Source organism: Brevibacterium sp. 'Marine' (genome assembly GCF_012844365.1).
Classification (GTDB): domain Bacteria; phylum Actinomycetota; class Actinomycetes; order Actinomycetales; family Brevibacteriaceae; genus Brevibacterium.
In genome coordinates, this window is sequence record NZ_CP051626.1 from 326,808 (window position 1) to 348,607 (window position 21,800).

Here is a 21,800-nt window from a genome sequence, read left to right on the forward strand (position 1 = left end):
CCATGACGAACGCACTGCCCGCCGAGGCTCCGCCGCCGGAGTCGATCGACACAGTCGAGAAATACGACCGCGAATCGCGCACACGCGACATCTGGTCGACGAAATGGGCGCTGCCGCTGACGGTCTTCGCCGTCGGACTCTCCCTCTACCAGATCTACTACGCCCTCTTCGGGGGACCGCCGACCCTGGTCCACCGCGGCATCCACGTCGGCGCGATCCTCGTCCTCTGCTTCGCCGTCCAGCGCTTCCGCCTCCGCGAGACGCGCTCGACCCCGCCCTGGTTCGACTGGCTGGCCATCGCCGGCTCCGTGGCCATCGCCGTCTACCTCGCGGTCGTCTTCGACCGGCTGACCGTCAGCGGCGGCCGGTTCGAGACCATCGACGTCGTCTTCTCCGTCCTCTGCCTCGTCCTCGTCCTCGAGGCGGCCCGGCGGGTCACCGGCCTCGTGCTGCCGATACTGGCCGTGCTCTTCATCGTCTACGACTACTACGGGCGGTCGATGCCCGGTCTCTTCCGGCACCGCGGCTATGACCTCGACCGGATCGTCACCTTCATGTACGAGTCCACCGAGGGCATCTTCTCCACGGCCATCGGCGTGTCCTCGACCTACATCTTCCTGTTCATCCTCTTCGGCGCCATCCTGCAGAAGTCGGGGATGGGGCAGTTCTTCAATGACATCGCCATGGCCCTGGCCGGACAGGCGCGCGGCGGTCCGGCGAAGGTCGCCGTGCTCGCCTCCGGATTCCTCGGGTCGATCAACGGTTCGGCGATCGCCAACGTCGTCACCACCGGTGCCTTCACGATCCCGATGATGAAGCGGGTGGGCTACCAGCGCAACTTCGCCGGTGCCGTCGAATCGGCCGCCTCGGTGGGGGGTCAGATCATGCCGCCGATCATGGGCGCCGCGGCCTTCATCATGGCCGAGACCCTCGGGGTTCCCTACACGCAGATCGTCCTCGTCGCCATCATCCCGGCCGTGCTCTACTACCTCGGCATCCTCATCCAGGTCCACCTGCGGGCGACGAGTCAGGGTCTGCGCGGCATCAGCCGGGAGAACCTGCCGGCGGTCATGGACGTGATGAAGGAACGCGGGCACCTGCTGCTGCCGCTGCTGTTCCTGCTCTACATGCTCTTCTTCTCCGGGACGACCATCCTCTTCGCCGCAGTGACGACGATCTTCGTCACGATCGCGGCGGCGATGGTGCGCAAGAGCACCCGGATGTCGCTGCTCGACATCGTCCACGCCCTGCGCGACGGGGCGCTGACCGCGGTGTCCGTGGCGGTGGCCTGTGCCTGTGTGGGCATCATCGTCGGCGTCGCCACGCAGACCGGGTTCGGCGTCAAGCTGGCCGGGACCATCGTCACCATCGGCGGCGGATTCCTCCTGCCGACGCTGCTGATGACCGCGGTCGCCTGCATCATCCTGGGCATGGGGCTGCCGTCGATCCCGGCCTACATCATCGTCGCCACGATGGCCGCGCCCGCCCTCGTCCAGCTCGACGTGGCACCCCTGGCCGCTCATCTCTTCGTCTTCTACTTCGGGCTCTTCGCCAATATCACCCCGCCCGTGGCCCTGGCGGCCTTCGCCGCGGCCGGTCTGTCGGGTGGGTCTCCGATGCGCACCGGATTCCTCGCGATGCGCCTGGCCCTCGGCGGGCTCATCGTGCCCTTCGTCTTCGTCTATCAGCCCGAGCTGCTCATGCTCGACGGCTCGGCGGTGGACACGATCCGGGCCGCGGTCATCCTGCTCATCGGGGTCACTCTGCTCGCGGTCGCAGCCGAAGGACACATGTTCGTGCCGCTGCCGATCTGGCTGCGCATCGTTCTGGCGCTCGGGGCGATCGGTCTGGTCACGCCCAACCATGTGCTCGACCTCGTCGGTGCGGTCGTGGCGCTCGCGGCACTCGGTGCGGCGATGTTCATGGCCAAGCGGCAGGAGCGGCTGCACTGGCGAGAGATCTGAGCGGCCGGCGTTCGGGTGATCACGACGCCGCTCGGCCGGGGCTCGAGTCAGACCCCGGCCAGGCGGGGTGCGTGGGAAGTGTGGGGCGTGAGGCAATACGATACCCCCGGAGTGAGATCGGAGCCGTGGGGCGGCTCTGCTCGACCTCTGCCAACCGGGGGCACGTTGGGGATATGCCGGGTACTGTCGTCGAGGGGTGGTCGACGGGCCTCTGAAAAGAGGCCGGGTATACCATTGAACTACGGTTTTGTTGACGGTGCAACAAATGTGCCTGGCGACACGCTGGACGGCACTTCGCAGACGGATAGACAGGCTGATGGACAAGACGACTCCCGTAAGCAGCATGATCAGGCAGAACGGCCCGATCAAGATCGCCGCATGGCGGCTGATGATGGAGAAGTACCAGGACTTCATGACGCGGTTCGAAGCGGAGTTCCGGGCCCGCCACGAACTGAGCGCCAATGAGTTCGACGTCCTCATCAATGCCCGACCTGCAACTCAGGTCAGACAGCGGGATCTGCTGCGCAGCCTCGTCATCAGCCGCAGTGCGCTCAGCCGGCTGCTCGGCAAGCTCGAGAAGCGGGGGCTGGTCAGGCAGGAACCCGACCCGGATGATCAGCGCGGGGTGCTCGTCACCCTCACCGAGGCGGGGGTGAGGCTCTGCGACGAGGCGGCCGAGACGAATGCCGAGGTCATCTTCGCAGGCTTCGCCGGAGTCACCGACGCCGAGGCGGAGGAGATCTTCCAGCTCGTGTCGAAGATCTGCCCGGTCGGGTAGGGGAGCGGGCACCCTCCCCGCAGCCCTCGAACCTCGGTAGCATGTGGCCATGAGCAACGTTGAGACCCGTCCCGAACAGGTCGTCTGCACGGCCGGAGGTCTTCCCGGCCCCAACTGTGACCAGCAGGGACGTTCGCCGGTCGAGATCATCACCGCCCGCGAGGTGCCGCTGGGTGGACCCCGCGCGATGACAGTGCGGCGGACCCTGCCTCAGCGCCAACGCTCGCTGATCGGTCCCTGGTGCTTCGTCGACCACTACGGTCCGGCCGATGTCTCCGTCACCGGCGGAATGGACGTCGCACCGCACCCGCACACCGGACTGCAGACCGTGAGTTGGCTGTTCGAAGGCGCCATCCAACACATCGACTCCGGCGGCAACGCAGGCCTCGTCCTGCCCGGCGAGGTCAACCTCATGACCGCGGGCCGAGGCATCTGCCACTCCGAGGTCTCGACCGACGATACGACGACCCTGCACGGCGTTCAGCTGTGGCTGGCTCTGCCCGATGCCACCCGCCACCAGCCCGAACGCGAATTCGAGCACTTCGAACCCGAACCCGTGCTGCTTGACGGCGGGGAGATGCTCGTCTTCCTCGGCCGCCTCGGCGAGGGATCCTCACCGGTGCGCACGCACACTCCGCTGGTCGGCGCCGAGATCCGCCTCGATCCGGGCGCAGCCATCGACCTGCCCGTCGATCCGCGGTTCGAGCACGGCCTCCTCGTCGATTCCGGTGATATCAGCCTGGAGAACGTCGATCTGCCGGTCGCATCGATCGGCTATACGGGCATCGGCGTCGATGAACTGCGCATCGCCAATCGCAGTGACGACCCCGGTCGGTTCATCCTCATCGGCGGTGAGCCGTTCACCGAAGAGATCGTCATGTGGTGGAATTTCGTCGGCCGCACCCACGAGGAGATCGCCCGGTACCGCGAGGAATGGCAGGCCGAAGGCGACCGTTTCGGCGTCGTCGACGGCTACGTCGGCAAGGGCGGGCCCGGGCAGAACGCCGATGGGATGGGCAGGCTCCCCGCGCCGAGGCTGCCCGACGTCACGATCAGAGCACGGAAGAATCCGCCCCCGCAGGTGCAGAGATAAGGAGCGTCAACCATGCCGAAGACATTCGAGGACAAGACCGGCGCCCAGGTCACGGTCTCGCTGAACGATGCAACCCAGGCGTATGAAGTCGCCGTCGCCGATGGGACCGTCGCCGGGAGCGCATTCTTCCTGCCCGGACCCGACGCGGAGACCGAACGCATCTTCTACCACACGGTCGTCGACGAGCAGTTCGGCGGTCGCGGACTGTCGAAGATCCTCGTTGCTGAGGCACTCGACGACTCTCGCGAACGTGGTGTGACCGTCGTGCCAGTCTGCCCGCTCTTCGTCACGAAGCTGCAGGAGACCGGTGATGACTACGCTGCGCTGGGCGGGAAGTTCCGCAACGCGACGGGCGCCGATTTCGACATCGTTGAGCGGCACAGCTGAGTTCGGGCACGCGTGGACTCGACCTCGGGCGCGACGGTGTCGTCGTGACCGGTCAGCCGCCTCGGCGGAATCAGTTGATGATCTCTTTGTCGTCGTCTGCACGGATGGCCGCGAGGCGCTCGCGCCACATGTGCAGGTCCTGCTCGCTCAGTCGTTTCCAGTCGGTGACCTCGCGAACGATGCGCAGGGGTTCGCTGCTGCGGAAGGACCGTGTGGGGTTGCCGGGGAACTTCTTGTCCGTGACGTTCGGGTCGTCGACGAAGTCGCCGAGGGGTTCGACCTCGTAGACGTGCGGAGATCCGGAGTTGAGTGCGGCCACCTCGGCGGCGAGCCCTGCCCCGTCGACGAGCGAGGTGAAGTAGATATGGTTCATCGTCACTTCAGGCCGGTAGTTCGAGGCGTACCCTGCGGTCAGCAGGTCTCCGGGGGCGAGTTCGGCACGGGTGCCGTGGAAGAAAGGTCCTTCATCGAGTGCTGCAGCCATGGCGTCGAATATACGCTCGCAGACTGCGAATCGGCCTGAGGATCGGCGACTAGAATGGGCCGTGAGCGGGTGGTGAACAGCCCTGCGGAATGGGTTGAGACTGCGGCGCTTCCCGGGTGTTGAGACTTCCGTTCCGGAATGTGACGACCTCGGCCATACTCTCCTGAGCGAACGATGCCCCGTGCGAACGTCTCCGGTGGCGTCGACGAACCCACGTGAAGGAGCCCACCCCGCCAATGTCCGCCGAAACGACATCGCAGACGAAGAACGCCGCCTCGGCGCCGACATCATGGGCTGGACGCCTCCGCCTCATCGGTCCGGGGATCGTGTTGGCACTGGCCAGCGTCGGCGCTTCGGACATGATCACGACGATGAACTCCGGCGCCGAATATGGTCTGGCGCTCATCTGGGTGTTCACGGTCGGCATCATCCTCAAGTTCGTCCTCTCCGAGGCGGTGTCGCGGCTGCAGATGAGCGGCGACCGGTCACTGCTGTCCCACCTCACCCGGTTCGGCGGGCGGACGTTCCCGATCCTGTTCCTCATCGCCGAGCTGCTCGTCGGGCTGTTCTTCGGTGCCGGCGTCATCGCGGTGACGACGAGCATCCTGCAGGCGATCTTCCCGGTCCTGCCGTTCTGGCCGACCGCGATCGTCGTGCTCCTCTCCGCCGCGGTGCTCGTCGGAATCGGCCGGTACGGAATCGTGGAGAAGGCGATGATGGGCTTCGGCATCCTCATGTTCTTCGGCATCCTCGCCCTGGCGATCTCCGTGTTCCAGGGTCAGGATGCTCAGGAAGTCGCCGCGGCAACGATTGCACCGACGTTCCCGAACACCTCGATCATCACGGTGATGTCGCTCATCGGTGGGGTCGGGGGAGCGACCGGCATCCTCGCCTACTCGTTCTGGATCCGCGAGAAGGCGTGGCGGACACCCGACTGGAAGCCTGTGGTGCGCCTCGACCTGGTCATCAGCTACGGACTCGTCTTCGTCTTCGCCGTGGCGATGAGTGCTGTCGGTGCCTTCATCCTCTACGGTCAGGGCTTCACGATTGCGGACAATGATGCTCTGTTCGCCATCGCCGATGACCTGATCGGGCGGATCGGTGAGACCGGGCGGCTCGTGTTCCTCATCAGCTTCCTCGCCGTGGTGTACACGAGTGTGCTCGGCGGGTTCTCCGGGATCGCCTACGTCACCGCCGACTGCCTGCGCGTTCTGCGCCGGTACCCGCACCAGGACGAACCGGCCCACGAGATGTCGGCCAAATCCTTCGAGTTCCGCGGCGCCCTCGTCTACCTCTCGATCGCGACGCTGGTCATCATGAGCCTCGGCAAACCGGTCACTCTCGTCCTCGTCTACGCGGCGATCAGCGCGTTCATCCTGCCGGTGCTCGCGCTCGCCCTGCTCGTCATCCTCAATCGGTCGACCGTGCCGGCGCAGCTGCGCAACACGAAGTGGTCGAACTTGCTGCTGGGCATCTGCCTCGCCCTGTTCGGATTCCTCGCCGCCCTGCAGGTGCGGGAGTCGGTGATGGGGTTCATCGGGTGAGCGACCTCAGCCTCCTGCCGGTTCGGGGTGGCGCAGCTGCACCTTGTTGATCTTGCCCGAGGCATTGCGGGGCAGGGCCGGAACGATCTCGAGGCGCTTGGGCTGCTTGAACCGGGCGAGTCTGTCGTCCGGCCACGCCTGGAGCTCATCGAGCGTGAGGGCGTCATCGTCGGCGGCGAGAGCGACAGTGGCCACGGGAATCTCGCCCCATTGCTCGTCGGGACGTCCCGTGACGGCGATCTCGGCGATCTTCGGGTGTGCGGCGATGACGTTCTCGACCTCGGCGCAGTAGATGTTCTCCCCGCCCGAGATGATCATGTCCTTCTTGCGATCGACGACCCACACGAAACCCTCCTCGTCCTGACGGACGAGGTCACCGGAGTGAAACCAGCCGCCGGCGAACGCCGTCGCCGTCTCCGCGGGTTTGCGCCAGTAGCCGGACATGAGGTTCGGTCCGCGGTAGACGATCTCGCCGACCGCGCCGACCTCGACGTCGTTCATCGACTCGTCGACGATGCGCGCTTGAACCGTGGGAATCGGCTGCCCGATCGAACCGAGCTTGCGCCGGGAGTCGCGACCGCGCAGGGCGCAGGTGATCGGTGACATCTCGGTCTGGCCGAATACGGCGACATTCATCGCGTCGGGAAACGTCTCCGACATGGTGCGCAGCAGCGTGTCGGAGGCGGGTGCGGCACCCCAGCTGATGACGCGCAGATTGAGATCGCGGGTGCGGGCGCTGGGTTCGGCACAGATGAGCTGCCACTGCTGAGGCACGTTGAAGACGATCGATGCGCGCTCACGTTCCCAGGCATCGAGGAGTTCGACGGGATCGAAGGAACCCAGAGGGTGCACCACCGTGGGGATGCCGATGACGAAGTTCGCGGCGATGGACCCGAGACCGGCGATGTGGAACAGGGGCGCGGTGAGAAAGGCGATGTCCTCATTGACGATGGTGTTCACCTGCAGGCAGGTGACCGCTTGGGAGAAGAGATTGATGTGGTCGAGCATCGCTCCCTTCGGCCGTCCCGTCGTGCCGGAGGTGTACATGATCAGTGCCGTGGTGTCTTCGGGCACGTCCGGGAAGTCAGTCTCTCCGATCTTCTCGGCGATGAGGTCGGCATAGGACTCCCGGTCTTCGGTAGCCTGCCCGAACACAATGACGCGCTTGAGCCGATCGGTCACCTGGCCGACGGCATCGATCAGCGCCAGCAGCGGCTCGTCGACGAGGATGATGTCCGCGTCGGCGTCATCGACGATATACCCGAGTTCGGGCGGGGTGAGTCGGATGTTGACCGGAACCGCCATCGCGCCGAGGCGGTTGATCGCGAACACCGCTTCGACCACCTGAGGGTGGTTGAGGGTGAGGAGCAGGACTCGGTCGCCGAAGCCGACGCCGCGGCGGCGAAGCGCGGCGGCGAAGGCATCCATGTGATCGCGGGTCTCGCGCCACGTCGTGACCTCTCCGCGGAACTTCATCGCGGTGGCATCCGGTTTCATCTGCGCATGGATGGCGATCTGGTTCATCCAGTGGTTGCGGCGGGTCTGCGAGGGAATAGCAGCATCGGCCATGGTGACACCTTTCAAACTTCGTCGTCTGCCGCCCTGCGTGGGCGGTCGGTCCTCCGTCCGGAGGCGACGGGAGCCGTCGAGCCGGATGCCGTCGGATCGGAAGGAGCGGTGTGTCTTGAGTATCGCACCCTCACGGACGGAAGTCACGGATTTTTCTAATACGTATTCATAAATGTGATGGGAGCCGGTTCTGCTTGCCGCACGTCGATGCGGGGCAAAACGTCGGTCAGGTGGGAGGCGGAGAGCCGCCTCGGTGGTTTTCGAATTGCTGTTAGATTGGTCGCATGGTCGAATCGGTCTCGAAGTCCGCACGCACTCGGGGGCGGATCCTCGATGCTGCCGCGGGTGTCCTCAGCCGCAAGGGCTATGCGGGGATGCGCATGGCCGATGTCGCGAAGGCGGCTGGAATCCAAGCCCCGGCGATCTACTATCACTTCCCCTCTCGCGACGATCTCGTCGAGGCGGTGATGTGGGAAGGTGCGCATCGGGTGCGGGTTCATCTCGAGGCCGTGCTCGCGGAGCTGCCGGAGCACACGCCGCCTCGGGACCGCCTGCTGGCGGCGGTGGAGGCGCACCTGCGGTGCGAACTGGACATCTCCGATTACACGATCGCCGCAGTGCGCAATGCCGGACAGGTCCCCGAGAAGGTGCGAGAGCGACCGGCGGCGGAGGAGAGTGCCTACAGCCGACTGTGGCAGACGCTGTTCCGGGACGCGGCGGAGGCCGGCGAGCTGAGGGAGGACCTCGACATCAACGTCTTCCGCCTGCTGCTGCTCGGGTCGATGAACTGGGCAGTCGAATGGTGGAACCCGCGCACTCGATCTCTCGAGGACCTCATCTCCTCGACGCAGGATCTCGTCCGCCATTCGACATTCGCACCGGACTGAGTTCTCAGAGCCCGAGGTCGCGGCCGACGATCTCCTTCATGATCTCCGTCGTGCCGCCGTAGATGGTGGTGATGCGCGAATCGAGATAGTCCTGGGCGATGCGGTACTCCTTCATGTACCCGTAGCCGCCGTGCAGCTGGAGACAGCGTCCGACGATTTGGACGTACTGCTCGGTCGTCCAGAATTTTGCCGCCGCGGCATCGGCCGGACCGAGCGTGCCCTGGCAGTGTTCGAGGATCGCGGCGTCGATGTAGGCGCGGCTGGCGGCGGTTGCTGTCGTCATCTCGGCTAGCTCGAAGCGGGTGTTCTGGAATGTGCCGATGGGCCGACCGAATGCCTGTCGATCGGTGACATAGGTGCGGGTCCGCTCGAGGACTCCTTCGCTCGAGGCGACGGCGGCGAGGGCGATCGACAGGCGTTCCTGGGGCAGGTTCTGCATGAGTCCGAGGAACCCCGAGCCTTCGGCGCCGAGGAGGTTCGCCGCAGGTACGCGCACGTCCTCGAAGACCAGCTCGCTCGTGTCCTGGGCTGAGAGGCCGACCTTGTCGAGGTTCGTGCCGCGGGTGAATCCCGGGGTGTCGCCTTCGACGACGAGCAGGCTGAGGCCCTTGTGCGGGTCCTCCGAGGTGCGCACCGCTGTGGCCACCAGGTCGGCGTTCTGGCCGTTGGAGATGAAGATCTTCGAGCCGTTGACGATGTAGTCGTCTCCGTCGCGCCGCGCGGTGGTGCGGATCGAAGCGAGATCGCTGCCGGTTCCGGGCTCTGTCATGGCGATGGCCGTGATGAGCTCGCCCGAGGCGATTCCCGGCAGCCACCGCTGTTTCTGTTCGTCATTCGTCAGGTCGGTGAAGTAGGGGATGGTGATGTCGTTGGAGAGCGCGATGCACCCCATGCCGCTGGAGACCGGGTTGCGGGCGAGCTCTTCGCTCATGATTGCGTTGAAGCGGAAGTCCTCGTTTCCTCCGCCCCCGAACTCCTCGGGCACGCCGAAGCCGAGGATGCCGGCCTCCGCCGCGGCGGTGAATAGGGAGCGGTCGACCTGTCCCTCGTCGTCCCAACGCGCTGCGTTGTCAGCGACGTTGCGTTCGACGAATTCGCGGACGAGGCTGCGGAACTGCTCGTGAGTGTCATCGTAGAGGGTGCGCTTGAGTGCCATGGGAGACGACCTTTCTTCGCGTCGTTGCGAACCAGTTTCTACTCTACATTAGAAAATGCCGATGAGGCAGAGGGGGTCGACGCGATCGGGGAGAGCGCCCGGCTGTGCTCACTCCCGCCCGGAGCTGATCCACCTCAGATTGTCGACGATGTTGCGTCCGCCCTCGACGAGGGTGCGGATCTCATCGAGTCGCTGCATGTCCTCGGGTTCGAGCCGCAGGTCGAGCGCGCCGAGGTTCTCCATGCTGCGTTCGGGCTTGCGCGACCCGGGAATCGGCACTGCACTGACTCCCATTTCTGTCGCCCGATTGAGGAGCCAGGCCAGCGCGACCTGAGCGTTGGTCGCATGGTGGCGGTCGGCCACCTCGGCGACGATGGAGACGATCCGCTGGTTGGCATCCCACGCCTCAACCATGCGTGCGGTCCCGCCGCGGACATCGCCGGCCACCTGGTCCTTCGTCAGGGTGCCGGTGAGGAAGCCGCGACCCAGCGGGCTGTACGGGACGAACCCGATCCCGAGTTCGGCGCAGGCAGGCACCACGTGGTCTTCGACGTCACGCGACCACAGGCTCCATTCGGACTGGACGGCGGTGATCGGGTGGATCGCATGTGCGCGGCGCAGCTCGTCCGCGGTGACCTCGGACAGGCCAATGTGCGCGACCTTGCCGGCCGTGCCCAGCTCGGCCATCGCCCCGACCGTGTCCTCGATGGGAACGTCGGGATCCGGCCGGTGCAGATAGTAGAGATCGATCGAATCCACGCCGAGGCGGCGCAGCGAAGCATCGCACGCTTCGTGTGCGTATTCGGGCCGTCCGTCGGTGCGTTTCGTCGATCCGTCGGTCAGCGTTCGCAGTGCGGTGATGCCGAATTTCGTGGCGAGCTGGACCTCATCGCGTCGCTTGGCGAGGAACGGAGCAAGCATCTCCTCGTTGGTCCCGGCCGGGCCGGTGGTGCCGTCGCGGGGTTCGCCGTAGACGTCGGCGGTGTCGAGCAGGGTGATGCCGGCATCCACGACCTTGCCGAGTGTGGCGCGGGCCCCGCCGTCGGTGGTGCCGCCGTAGACGTGGGACAGGGCCATGCAGCCGAAGCCGATGGGTGAGACCTCGAGGTCGCCGAGGCGGTTGGGTGTGTTGGTCATGAGTGGTGTCCTTTCCGTCAGGTTGGGACGCGGGTGGCGTCGGCTATAGCGTCAACGCTAGAACCTCGAATGCAGTCGAAGTCAATGGTTTATCCTCGTTCATCGAAGGTGAGAGGGACTGCGGAGGCTCAAAGGAAACGAGTCGGCCCCCGCCTGCCTGCGCGGAACCGTTACTCGATTCCGTTCAAGCGAGGCGAGGGCCCACTCTAATCGCGGCCCGCTGACGATGCGGGCTTGTGATCTTCGCGCCTAGCCTCCCACGAACGCCGTAGAGAAGAACGGCACGAAGGTGACCAGCGCGAGTGCCGCCAGCAGCACCAGCGCACTCGGCAATGCGGCCTTCGCCACCCCGACGACGCTCATACCGGACATGCCTGACGCGACGAAGAGATTGAGTCCGAGCGGCGGTGTGATCATGCCGATCTCGAGATTCATCACCACGATGATGCCGAAGTGGATCGGGTCGATGCCCAGCTCCATCGCGATCGGCAGCAGGATCGGGGCGAGGATGAGGATCGCCGACGACGTCTCCATCACGCAGCCCACGAAAAGCAGCAGAATGTTGACGAGGATGAGGAACTGCCACGGCTGCAGGTCCCATTCGGTGATCGTCGTTGAGATCTGACCCGGGATCCGCTCGCTGGCGAGAACGAAGGTGAAGAGGATGCCGTTGGCGATGATGAACATAACCATCGCCGACGTCTTCACCGACGCAAGTGTGACCTCCCACAGCTGCGAGAACTTGATCTCACGGTAGATGAGAAGTGATACGACCAGCGAATACGCGACGGCGACTGCGGCCGCCTCGGTGGGAGTGAACCAGCCGGAGTAGATGCCGCCGAGGACGAGGAACGGCAGAGCGAGCGCGAGGATCGCATCCCGGAACGCCTTCCACTTGTCCTTGTTCGACATCCGGAACCCGACCCCGGCATGACCGTAGCCTTTCTTCCAGGCGACGAAGACGGCCATGCCCAGCAGCATCACCCCGGCGACGATGCCTGGCAGGACCCCAGCGATGAAGAGGTCGCCGATGTTCTGCTCGGTGGCGATGCCGAAGACGATGAGCGGAATCGATGGAGGGATGAGGATGCCCAATGACCCCGAGGTGGCGACGAGACCAGTGGAGAATTCCTTCGGGTACCCGTTCTTCACCATCGCCGGAATCATCAGCGCACCGACAGCGACGACTGTGGCCGGTGAGGATCCGGAGACCGCAGCGAAGAATACGCAGGCAAGAACGGTGGTAATGGCCATGCCACCGCGCAGGTGCCCGACCATGGCCGCACCGAAATCAGTCAGTCGACGGGAGATCCCACCGCGAGACATGATGTTCGCCGCGAGGATGAAGAATGGGATCGCCATGAGCGGGAATGAGTTCAGGGCGTTGAACAGGCGTTCCGAGACCTGGGTCATCGGAATGAGAGTGAAATAGTAGAAATAGACGAGGCTGGTCAGACCCAATGCGACCGCGATCGGTGCCGAGGTGACGAGCAGCGCGATGAGGACGACGACGAGGACGATGGTGGCTTCGAACATCAGCGATCGTCTCCCTTCTCGTCCGTTTCGCCATCGCCGAGGCGGTCGCCCCCGTCGTTACCGTCCGCTCGGTTCGCGCGGTCGCGTCCGTCCTCGACGATCGCGATGTCCTCGACGGCGATACCCACCGCGGCGGCCTCCTCGGCCAGCACATCCTTGTCGAGCTCGGCCGCGGGAGTGCGCAGAGCTCGGACGGTCATCTCGGCGGCTCGGATGAAGAACAGAGTCATGCCTACGGCCAGCGAGAGTTCGACGACCCACAGCGGCAGCTTGAGCGCTGGGGTGATCGTCGTCCGTGAGAACGGCTCAGTGATGAGTGCCCACGACAGGTAGGCGATGAAGCCCGCGTATACCAGCGTGGCCAACCCGCCCAGGACGACGAAGAATTTCTTCGCTTTGCCCTTGAGCAGCGTCGGCATGATGTCGACGGCTACGTGATCGTTGTGGCGCAGGGCGACCACCGCGCCGAAGAATGTCGAGAAGATGATGAGGTAGATGACCGCCTCTTCGGACCAGAAGAGTACGTCACCGGTGATGTTGCGCAGAAGTACGGCGAAGACTGCCAAGGCGGTGGCCGCGATGAGGCAGCCGCCGGCGAGGACGTTTTCGACCTTGCTGAGGTACTTGTCGATGATGTTCATCCTCAGCCTTTCTTCTCGTTGCGTTCAAGGAGTTCGTCGACGACCTCAGGGCCGATGACATCGCGGTACTTCTCGTATTCGGACGGCACGACCATGTCCTTGAAGGCTTGGCGCTCTTCCTTGCTCGGGATGACGATCTCTGTGCCGCCGGATTCCTCGATGGCTTTCTTCGCCTCGGCGTTGACCTTCTGTGCCTCTTTGCGGTTGAACTTGCTGGCCTCATTTGCGGCTTCGTCGACTGCGGCCTGCAGGTCGTCGGGCAGTTCGTCGTACCAGCGCTTGTTCACTGTGAGGATGTAGCCGATGTAACCGTGGTTGAGTTCGGTCACGTATTTCTGGACGGTGTGCATGTTCTGCGACTCGATGTTCGAGTAGGTGTTCTCGCCGCCATCGATGAGTCCCTGCTGCAGTCCGCTGTAGACCTCGGCGAATGCGAGCGGAGTCGGAACCCCACCCCAGGTCTCGAATTGAGTGCGCAGTACGTCGGAGGGCTGGATACGGTATTTCTTGCCCTTCATATCCTCGGGCGCCAGCGTCTTGTTGTTCGAGTGGATCTGCTTCATCCCCGAGTCCCACAGACCGAGGACTTTGAGCCCGTTGGCCTCGAGGTCTGGATTTGCGTAGATGGCTTTGCCGATCTCCGTGTCGGGACTGGCGACCTCGGGGATTTCGTCCGGGTCGTCGAAGATGAAGGGCAGATCGAGGACCTGCAGGCTCGGGGCGATCGTCGTGAACTTCGCGCTCGCCGGGGCCAGCATCTGGACGGCATTGGACTGGATGGCCTGCATCTCGTCCTTGTCGCCGTAGAGCTCCGAGTTCGGGAAGACCTCGACCTCAATGCGGCCACCGGACTTCTCCTCGACCTGTTCGGCGAAGAAGTCGGCGGCCAGTCCCTTCGGTGTGCCCACCGAGGTGACATGCGCGAAGCGCAGTTCGAACTTCTGTTGATCTCCGCTGCGCGCAGGATTGCATCCGCTCAGCAGCAGGAGACTTATCGAGAGGCCCGCGATGAGCGGTTTCCACCTCGGTCGTCTCATTGACGTCATCGTCAGCTCCAGTCAGGTTGGCTAGGGGCGATGCCGATCGAGAGCGTGCGGACGAGTCTGCCCTCAACGACGGCTGGTCATTGCCGGGTGGAGAGTTCGTGCCGAGTCAGGTTCTCGATCGACCGTTCACGAGCCTAGAGGACTTTTCGCTGATTTCCAATATGATTGGCAAAAGAATGCATTATTTGCCGTCAGATGAGTTCCCGGACGGGGTCGTTGGCGAGTTTGCAGGCGATGGTGTGGGCGCGAATAGCTGAAACTCGCGGAGGGGAGGCGCCTTCAGTTCGCGTCGACGTGCCCGGTCCGTGCCGAAGCAGTCAGTCCGTGTCGAAGTCGAAGGGGTCGGAGACTGCCTGACCGGTCGTCGACTCGGCCAGGCGAAGGAAGCCGTTCGTGATGTGGTCGCCGAGGTGGCGCGCCGCCGCGTCCGGATCGACGTCGCGCACGGCGTCGACGATCGACTGATGTTCGGCGTGCACCTGGTCAAGTCGCTCGGGGCTGTCGAGGGTGAGGTCCCACGGGAACGCTCGCCAGCGTGCAGCGATGTCGTCGCGGAGCGCGGGCATTCCACAGCGGTCGTAGAAGAAGAAGTGGAACTCCTCGTTGCGAGTGTTGCGTCCCAGAGAATCACCGTCGGCGCTCGCCTCGTCAAGAGCCTCGAGCAGGCGCTCGGCCTGGCGCAGCTCGTGTCGAGAGATCCGTGTGGTCGCACGAGCGATGGCGAAGGTCTCGGTGAGCTTTCGGGTGACGAAGAGAGACTTGAGGCGGTCGACGTCGACGCCGGCGACGCGGACCCCGCGGTGAGCTTCGGAGGTGACGAGACCCTCGGCTTCGAGGATTCGCAGAGCCTCGCGGACAGGGGTGATGGAGGCATTGAACCATTCGGCGACCTGATCCTGTCGCAGTCGTTCGCCGCGATCGAGCTCGCGGGAGAGGATCTTGCGTCGCAGGCCGAGGACGATGACGTCCCGCTTGGTCGATGCCGACTCCTGATCCACCCGATGCCTTTCGTTCATACGTCACCCGCTGTCGGGGCATCCTTTCATGTCTCGGTGGCCCCAGTCTACAGGCTCAGGCATCAGCCGAGATCAAAGAATGCATTATCTGTGAAGATATGTATGATGTGGATGTCAACGTTTCACACCTCGTCGTGGAGGGCCGATGGCCACTGCTGCACCGACGTCCGTACCGAGCCCCGTGGGCCAGGACGACGCAACCGCCTCACACCTGCCGCTGACCGGCATCACTGTCGTAAGCTGCGAACAGGCAGTCGCTGCCCCGTTCGCCTCACGCCAGCTGGCGGACCTCGGAGCCCGGGTCATCAAGATCGAACGCCCCGGGGTCGGTGACTTCGCCCGCGGATACGACACGACGGTCAACGGACTCTCGAGCCATTTCGTGTGGATCAACCGCAACAAGGAGAGCCTGGCGCTCGATCTCAAGAGCCCCGACGGGCTCAAGATCCTCCATGAGCTCATCGCCTCGGCGGATGTCTTCATCCAGAATTTCGCCCCCGGCGCGGCAGAGAGACTCGGCCTTGGCGCCGACGAGCTCCGTTCGATCAACCCTCGGCTGATCCACGCCTCGATCTCCGGATACGGAACGGACGGGCCGTACAAAGACGCAAAAGCCTACGATGCACTCGTGCAGGCCGAAGCAGGACTGGTCTCCGTGACCGGAACAGAGGAGTTCCCCGCGAAGACGGGAATCTCGACGGCAGACATCGCCGCGGGAATGTACACGTACTCCGGTATCCTCACCGCTCTGTACAACCGCGAGCGCACGGGTGAAGGAGCCACCCTGTCGACGAGCCTCTTCGACTCCCTCGTCGAATGGATGGGCTACCCCCTCTACTTCACCCGCTACGGCGGCACCCGCCCCACCCGCGCCGGCACCTCCCATGCCGCCATTGCCCCCTACGGTGCGTTCACCTGCGGCGACGGCACTCAGATCATGCTCGCGATCCAGAATGAACGCGAATGGGAACGCTTCGCCACCCAAGTACTAGACCGTCCCGATATGGTCACCGACGAACGCTTCGACCGCGCCGCGCACCGCTATGCGCACCGACACGAACTCCAAGAGATCATCGAACGAGCCTTCTCTGCGCTCACCGGCGAGGCCTGCGACGCCCTGCTCGAACAGGCAGCGGTCGCCCACTCGAGGCAGCGCGATATGAGCGAGATCGCCGACCATCCGCAGCTGACCGAACGCCATCGCTGGCACGAGGTCGAGACCCCCGCCGGGCCGATCTCCATGCTCGCACCACCGGTCGAGATGTCCGGGGTGGGCAATCGCATGGACCCGATCCCAGCGGTGGGGCAGAATTCGGAGTCCATCCTCGGCGAGCTGGGGATGAATGCCGAGACGATCGGCGAACTGCGCAACAACGGGGTGATCTGACGACGATGAATGACGAACCCGCACACACGACCGACGGCGGGGCCGCCTCGGCGAGGGCCGACGACTTCGCCTACTCGCCTCTGCTGCCCACCGAGGGCGAAGGCTCGCGGATGCGCAGGCTCGACATCCGGGGAGTGGAGACGACCACCGCCGAGGTGGCCGGGACGTCGCGCACGTTCCTCACGGTGGCACCGGAGACCCTGTCCGACCTCGCCGAGGTGGCTTTCAAGGAGATCTCGCACTATCTGCGCACCGACCACCTGGCCAGCCTGCGCGCGATCATCGACGATCCGGAGGCCAGCGACAACGACGTCTATGTCGCCCTCGACTTGCTGCAGAACGCCGCGGTCTCGGCCGGCGAGATCCTGCCGATGTGCCAGGACACGGGCACGGCGATCGTCTCGGCCAAGCGCGGACCGAACGTGCTCACCGACGGCGATGATGCGCGGCATCTGTCGCGCGGAATCGGCCGCGCCTACGAGGAACTCAACCTCCGCTACTCGCAGCTGGCACCGACGAGCCTGTTCGACGAATCCAACACCGGCACCAACCTGCCCGCCCAGATCGAAGTGGGGTTGAGCCCCGTCGACGACTATGAGCTCCTGTTCATGGCCAAAGGCGGAGGCAGTGCGAACAAGTCCTTCCTCTATCAGGAGACGAAGGCCGTGCTCAACGAGTCGGCGATGCTCGACTTCCTCGCTGAGAAGATCTCCACCCTCGGCACCGCGGCCTGCCCTCCCTACCATCTGGCCGTCGTCATCGGCGGACCCTCGGCGGAGTTCACGCTCAAGACTGCGAAGCTCGCCAGTGCCCACTACCTCGATGATCTTCCGGAGACCGGAGACGCCGCATTGGGCCACGGTTTCCGGGACAAGGAATTCGAGCAGACGGTCTTCGAACTCACTCAGAACCTCGGGTTCGGTGCACAGTTCGGCGGCAAGTACTTCTGCCACGATGTTCGCGTCGTCCGGCTGCCCCGGCACAACGGGTCACTGCCGATCGCGATCGCCGTGAGCTGCTCGGCCGACCGGCAGATCATCGCCCGGATCAACGCAGACGGTGTATTCATCGAAGAGCTCGAACACGATCCGGCGAGGTTCCTGCCCGCGATGGGTCGCGTCGAGGAGATCGAATCCGGCAATGTCACCGCCATTGACCTCGACCGACCGATGCCGAGCCTGCAGGAACAGCTGTCCGAACTGTCCGTCGGTGATCGGGTGTCGCTGACGGGGACGGTCGTCGTCGCCCGCGACATCGTGCATGCGGAGCTGCGGGACCGCCTCGACGCTGGTGGGGAGCTTCCCGATTATTTCAAGGACCATCCGATCTACTATGCGGGGCCGGCGAAGACGCCCGAGGGGATGCCTTCGGGGTCGTTCGGTCCGACCACCTCGTCGCGGATGGACACGTATGTGCGGCGGTTCCAGGAGGCAGGTGGGTCGATGATCATGCTCGGCAAGGGCAATCGGTCCGCGCAGGTGAAGAACTCCTGTGCCGAATTCGGCGGCTTCTACCTCGGATCGATCGGCGGACCGGCAGCACGGTTGGCCCAGGACTGCATCACCTCGGTCGAGGTCCTCGATATGGAGGAGCTCGGGATGGAGGCGGTGTGGAGGATCCACGTCGAAGACTTTCCCGCGTTCATCATCACCGACGACAAGGGCAATGACTTCTTCGACAGCACCGGTCCGCCGACGCTCGGCCTCGGCCGAACCCGCACGGTCCGCGACGGCACCCGATTGGACTGAACTTTCCGAAATGACGAACGAACAGAGGACTTCACGATGGCAGTGAGCAATGAAGAGCAGATGATGATCAACCTGGTCGCCGAATTCATCGACGAGCAGGTCAAACCCAGCGTCAACAAGGTCGAGCACGCCAACGAATATCCCGAAGCGTGGATCCAGACGATGAAGGATATGGGCATCTACGGGCTCGCCATCGACGAACCGTGGGGCATGGGCAAGGTCTCGACCGAGGCGTATGCGCTCATCACTCAGGAACTCGCCCGTGGGTGGATGTCCCTGGCGGGTGCCATGGGCGGGCACACGGTCGTGGCGAAGCTTCTCCAGGAGTACGGCACCGACGAGCAGAAGGACACGTACCTGCCGCGGATGGCCACCGGTGAGCTGCGGGCGACGATGGCGCTGACCGAACCCGGCGGCGGATCCGACCTGCAGGCCATGCGCACCACTGCAACGAAGGACGGCGATGACTACGTCATCAACGGGTCGAAGACGTGGATCACGAACGCCCGGAAGTCCGACCTGATCGCGCTGCTGTGCAAGACCGACCCGCAAGCGGAGCCCCGTCACAAGGGCATCTCGATCATCCTCGTGGAGAAGGGAGAGGGGTTCACCGTCTCCCAGGATCTGTCGAAGCTCGGGTACAAGGGCGTCGAGACCTGCGAACTGTCGTTCGACGGACTGAGGCAGCCGCAGTCACAGCTGCTCGGTAATGTTGAGGGTGTCGGGTTCAAGCAGATGATGAAGGGACTCGAGATCGGCCGCATCCAGGTCGCGTCCCGCTCGCTCGGCGTTGCGCAGGCGGCGCTCGATGATGCGGTGAAGTATTCGCAGGAGCGCGAGTCGATGGGCAAGCCGATCTGGAAGCACCAGTCGGTGGGCAACAAGCTCGCCACGATGGCGACGAAGCTCGAGGCCGCCCGGCAGCTCGTCCTCCATGCCGCCCGCACCTATGATTCGGGTGCGCGTGTGGACATGGAGGCAGGAATGGCGAAGCTCTATGCCTCGGAGATGGCCGCCGAGGTGGCCCTCGACGCCATCCGTGTCCATGGCGGTTACGGATACTCCACCGAATACGACGTCGAACGGTACTACCGTGATGCTCCGCTGATGATAGTCGGTGAGGGCACGAATGAGATCCAGATGAACGTCATCGCCAAGCAGCTCATCGGCCGGAACAAGGCATGAGGGTCATGGGCGGCACCCACACCTGTCGTACCCAAACGATTCGCCTCTAGCCATCTGACCACGCACTCCACCCGAGGGAAGAACATGACCCACAAACCCCGTCCGCGTCCGGACACTCCGCACATGATGACCGAGGAGCGCCTCGAGATCCAAGCTCTGGCCCGCGATTTCGCTCGCGATGTCGTCCTGCCGATCGCCAACGAACTCGACCCGGTTGAGGGACAGTTCCCCGATTCGATGGTCAAACAGATGGCCGAGATGGGGTTCTTCGGCATCCTCATCCCCGAAGAGTACGGCGGCCTGGGGCTCGGTGTGTTCGAGTACTGCCTCGTGGCCGAGGAACTCTCCCGCGCCTGGATGTCCGTGGCCGGCCTGCTCGCGCGCGGCAACGGGATGGGCGGTGGGTTCTCACCCGAACAGGAAGCGAGGCTTTTGCCGAAGGTTGCCAGTGGTGAGTACCTCGGGGCCTTCGCCCTCTCCGAGGCGGAGGCCGGGTCGGATGTGGCGAACCTGCGGTGCAAGGCCGATCGCAATGCCGATGGTGATTGGGTCATCAACGGCACGAAGATGTGGTGTACGTATGCCGATCAGGCCGACTACATCATCCTCTTCGCCCGCACTTCTGTGGAGGAGAAGCGGCATCGGGGGATCTCGGTGTTCCTCGTCGAGAAGGAACGCGGCACCTTCCCCGAAGGGATCTCCGGGGCACCGGCGAAGAAGATCGGCTATCACGGGTGGAAGACGTGGGAGTTGTCGTTCGACAACTTCGTCCTCCCCGCCGACTCGCTGCTCGGTGAGGAAGGGCGTGGGTTCTACCAAGCCGTGTCCGGGCTTGAGGTGGGTCGCGCCCATACGGCAGCCCGGTCGATCGGTTTGGCTCAGGCGGCTCTCGAGGACTCGGTGAAGTATCTGAAGGAACGTGAGCAGTTCGGGCATCCGTTGGCTGATTTCCAGCACTTGCGGTTCAAGGTCGCGGACATGGCCGCGCAGATCGAAGCCTCGAGGCAGCTGATGTACCACGTGTGCACCCAGATCGATTCCGGTCGCCGCTGTGACAAGGAAGCGGCGATGGTGAAGTACTTGGCTGGGGAGATGAGTGAGAAGGTGACCTCGGAGGCGGTGCAGATCCATGGTGGTGCCGGGTACACGACGGACTTCGCGGTCGAACGCCACTGGAGGGATGCCCGCCTGACGAAGATCTTCGAAGGGTCGTCGGAGATCCAGATGCGCATCATCTCCGACGAACTGTTAGGTCGCTGAATTGCTACCTGACGGCGGCCCAGCAACCTGGCGCGAGGTATCTGCGCCGCCGTCACGTAGCAATTAGGCCGTTGTGAGTGCATTGACGAACTACCGTAAGGAACTTGACTGCGATGAGTGAGACGAACCTCCAAGGCTGGGTCGGCCGCAGTGCCACCGCCACCGAGACGGCCGATGGCGAACGGGCCGCACGCCTGGCAACCCTGCTCGGCCACGACGGTGACCAGGCTGCGCCGCTGTTCCCGCTGGGTCACTGGCTGCACTTTTCTGAAGACGATGTGCCGATGAGTGACCTCGGGACTGATGGGCATGCCGCGCTTGGTGGGTTCATGCCGCCGGTGCCTCTGCCCAGGCGGATGTGGGCCGGCAGCGACCTGACTTTCCACGCCCCGATCCTGCCCGGACAGAGCATCGAACGCACGACGACGATCGAATCGATCACGGAGAAGACCGGCAGCACCGGACCGTTGTGCTTCGTGGTGCTCCGTCACGAGCTCACCGCGGACGGAAGGCCTGCCACGACGGATCGGCACACGATCGTCTACCGGGAAGCCACCAAGGTGCCCGAGGGATCGGCAGCGAAGCCCCCACGTGAGGACTCGCCGGTCCCGGATGGGTGGGACTGGACGCGCTCGGTCAGACCGAACGAGGTCATGCTCTTCCGCTACTCGGCGCTGACGTTCAACTCCCACCGCATCCACTACGACCACCCGTACGTCACCGAGGTCGAAGGCTACCCCGGGCTCGTCACCCACGGACCATTGACCGCGACGCTGCTGTTGGACGCGTTCATATCCACCCGCCCCGAAGCGGCTGTGACCGGGTATCGTTTCACGGCGAAGTCTCCGTTGTTTGCTGGTGAGCAGATCCATCTCGTCGGTCGGGAGACCGAGCCCGGGGTCCACGACCTGCAGGCCGTCGCCCCGGATGGGAAGACGGCCATCGCCGCGACCGTGAGCACGAACAACTGAGGAGAACGACC

General features: G+C 64.4%; 19 protein-coding genes. 11 read left to right on the forward strand and 8 right to left on the reverse strand.

What is annotated here, in order from left to right; translation table 11 throughout:
* Positions 1–2: 2 nt before the first annotated feature.
* The 4 genes from HF684_RS01445 (at position 3) to HF684_RS01460 (ending at position 4,222) form a co-directional block, all read left to right on the forward strand.
* Complete coding sequence (locus tag HF684_RS01445; RefSeq protein WP_169251020.1) at positions 3–1,964, forward strand: TRAP transporter permease; 1,962 nt, start codon at positions 3–5, stop codon at positions 1,962–1,964.
* Positions 1,965–2,307: 343 nt separating this feature from the next.
* Complete coding sequence (locus HF684_RS01450; RefSeq protein ID WP_169251021.1) at positions 2,308–2,742, forward strand: MarR family transcriptional regulator; 435 nt, start codon at positions 2,308–2,310, stop codon at positions 2,740–2,742.
* Positions 2,743–2,791: 49 nt separating this feature from the next.
* Positions 2,792–3,835, forward strand: a complete 1,044-nt coding sequence (locus tag HF684_RS01455) for a pirin family protein (protein ID WP_169251022.1) — start codon at positions 2,792–2,794, stop codon at positions 3,833–3,835.
* A 12-nt stretch (positions 3,836–3,847) separates the two neighbouring features.
* Positions 3,848–4,222 carry a GNAT family N-acetyltransferase gene (locus tag HF684_RS01460; protein ID WP_169251023.1) on the forward strand — a complete coding sequence of 125 codons (375 nt, stop codon included), beginning with the start codon at positions 3,848–3,850 and terminating at the stop codon, positions 4,220–4,222.
* Between the two features lie 70 nt (positions 4,223–4,292).
* On the opposite strand, the gene arr is transcribed toward HF684_RS01460, so the two are convergent.
* The gene (arr, locus tag HF684_RS01465) at positions 4,293–4,706 is read right to left on the reverse strand and encodes an NAD(+)--rifampin ADP-ribosyltransferase (protein WP_169251024.1); all 414 of its coding nucleotides are present in this window, start codon (positions 4,704–4,706) and stop codon (positions 4,293–4,295) included.
* Positions 4,707–4,942: 236 nt separating this feature from the next.
* On the opposite strand from arr, the gene HF684_RS01470 reads away from it, so the two are divergent.
* The gene (locus tag HF684_RS01470) at positions 4,943–6,250 is read left to right on the forward strand and encodes an Nramp family divalent metal transporter (protein ID WP_169251025.1); all 1,308 of its coding nucleotides are present in this window, start codon (positions 4,943–4,945) and stop codon (positions 6,248–6,250) included.
* Positions 6,251–6,256: 6 nt separating this feature from the next.
* Here the strand turns inward: HF684_RS01470 and fadD5 are convergent, their stop codons facing one another.
* The gene (gene fadD5, locus HF684_RS01475; protein ID WP_169251026.1) at positions 6,257–7,819 is read right to left on the reverse strand and encodes a fatty-acid--CoA ligase FadD5; all 1,563 of its coding nucleotides are present in this window, start codon (positions 7,817–7,819) and stop codon (positions 6,257–6,259) included.
* Positions 7,820–8,103: 284 nt separating this feature from the next.
* Here fadD5 and HF684_RS01480 point away from each other — a divergent pair, with 284 nt between their 5' ends.
* Positions 8,104–8,706 (forward strand): TetR/AcrR family transcriptional regulator, encoded by a 603-nt coding sequence (locus HF684_RS01480; protein ID WP_169251027.1) that lies wholly within the window; start codon positions 8,104–8,106, stop codon positions 8,704–8,706.
* Between the two features lie 4 nt (positions 8,707–8,710).
* Here the strand turns inward: HF684_RS01480 and HF684_RS01485 are convergent, their stop codons facing one another.
* The 6 genes from HF684_RS01485 to HF684_RS01510 form a co-directional block, all read right to left on the reverse strand.
* Positions 8,711–9,862 (reverse strand): acyl-CoA dehydrogenase family protein, encoded by a 1,152-nt coding sequence (locus HF684_RS01485; protein WP_169251028.1) that lies wholly within the window; start codon positions 9,860–9,862, stop codon positions 8,711–8,713.
* Between the two features lie 108 nt (positions 9,863–9,970).
* Positions 9,971–10,999 (reverse strand): aldo/keto reductase, encoded by a 1,029-nt coding sequence (locus HF684_RS01490; protein WP_169251029.1) that lies wholly within the window; start codon positions 10,997–10,999, stop codon positions 9,971–9,973.
* A gap of 249 nt (positions 11,000–11,248) precedes the next feature.
* The gene (locus HF684_RS01495) at positions 11,249–12,535 is read right to left on the reverse strand and encodes a TRAP transporter large permease (protein WP_169251031.1); all 1,287 of its coding nucleotides are present in this window, start codon (positions 12,533–12,535) and stop codon (positions 11,249–11,251) included.
* Positions 12,535–13,176, reverse strand: coding sequence for a TRAP transporter small permease (locus tag HF684_RS01500; RefSeq protein WP_169251032.1), 642 nt, complete (start codon positions 13,174–13,176; stop codon positions 12,535–12,537). Before HF684_RS01500 ends, HF684_RS01495 begins: the two co-directional genes overlap by 1 nt.
* A gap of 2 nt (positions 13,177–13,178) precedes the next feature.
* On the reverse strand, positions 13,179–14,213 hold the full coding sequence (locus HF684_RS01505; protein ID WP_169251033.1) for a DctP family TRAP transporter solute-binding subunit: 1,035 nt from the start codon (positions 14,211–14,213) through the stop codon (positions 13,179–13,181).
* A gap of 326 nt (positions 14,214–14,539) precedes the next feature.
* On the reverse strand, positions 14,540–15,220 hold the full coding sequence (locus tag HF684_RS01510; protein ID WP_169251034.1) for a GntR family transcriptional regulator: 681 nt from the start codon (positions 15,218–15,220) through the stop codon (positions 14,540–14,542).
* Positions 15,221–15,383: 163 nt separating this feature from the next.
* Between HF684_RS01510 and HF684_RS01515 the strand changes: the two genes are divergently transcribed.
* The 5 genes from HF684_RS01515 to HF684_RS01535 all read left to right on the forward strand — a co-directional run bounded on the left by HF684_RS01515 (position 15,384) and on the right by HF684_RS01535 (position 21,789).
* On the forward strand, positions 15,384–16,625 hold the full coding sequence (locus HF684_RS01515) for a CaiB/BaiF CoA-transferase family protein (protein WP_169251036.1): 1,242 nt from the start codon (positions 15,384–15,386) through the stop codon (positions 16,623–16,625).
* 5 nt (positions 16,626–16,630) lie between these two features.
* On the forward strand, positions 16,631–18,373 hold the full coding sequence (locus HF684_RS01520; RefSeq protein ID WP_169251037.1) for a FumA C-terminus/TtdB family hydratase beta subunit: 1,743 nt from the start codon (positions 16,631–16,633) through the stop codon (positions 18,371–18,373).
* A 36-nt stretch (positions 18,374–18,409) separates the two neighbouring features.
* On the forward strand, positions 18,410–19,558 hold the full coding sequence (locus HF684_RS01525) for an acyl-CoA dehydrogenase family protein (protein WP_169251038.1): 1,149 nt from the start codon (positions 18,410–18,412) through the stop codon (positions 19,556–19,558).
* An 84-nt stretch (positions 19,559–19,642) separates the two neighbouring features.
* Positions 19,643–20,818, forward strand: coding sequence for an acyl-CoA dehydrogenase family protein (locus HF684_RS01530; RefSeq protein WP_169251039.1), 1,176 nt, complete (start codon positions 19,643–19,645; stop codon positions 20,816–20,818).
* Positions 20,819–20,931: 113 nt separating this feature from the next.
* Positions 20,932–21,789: a MaoC family dehydratase N-terminal domain-containing protein gene (locus HF684_RS01535; RefSeq protein WP_169251040.1), complete on the forward strand. Its 858-nt coding sequence runs from the start codon at positions 20,932–20,934 to the stop codon at positions 21,787–21,789.
* Positions 21,790–21,800 lie beyond the last annotated feature (11 nt).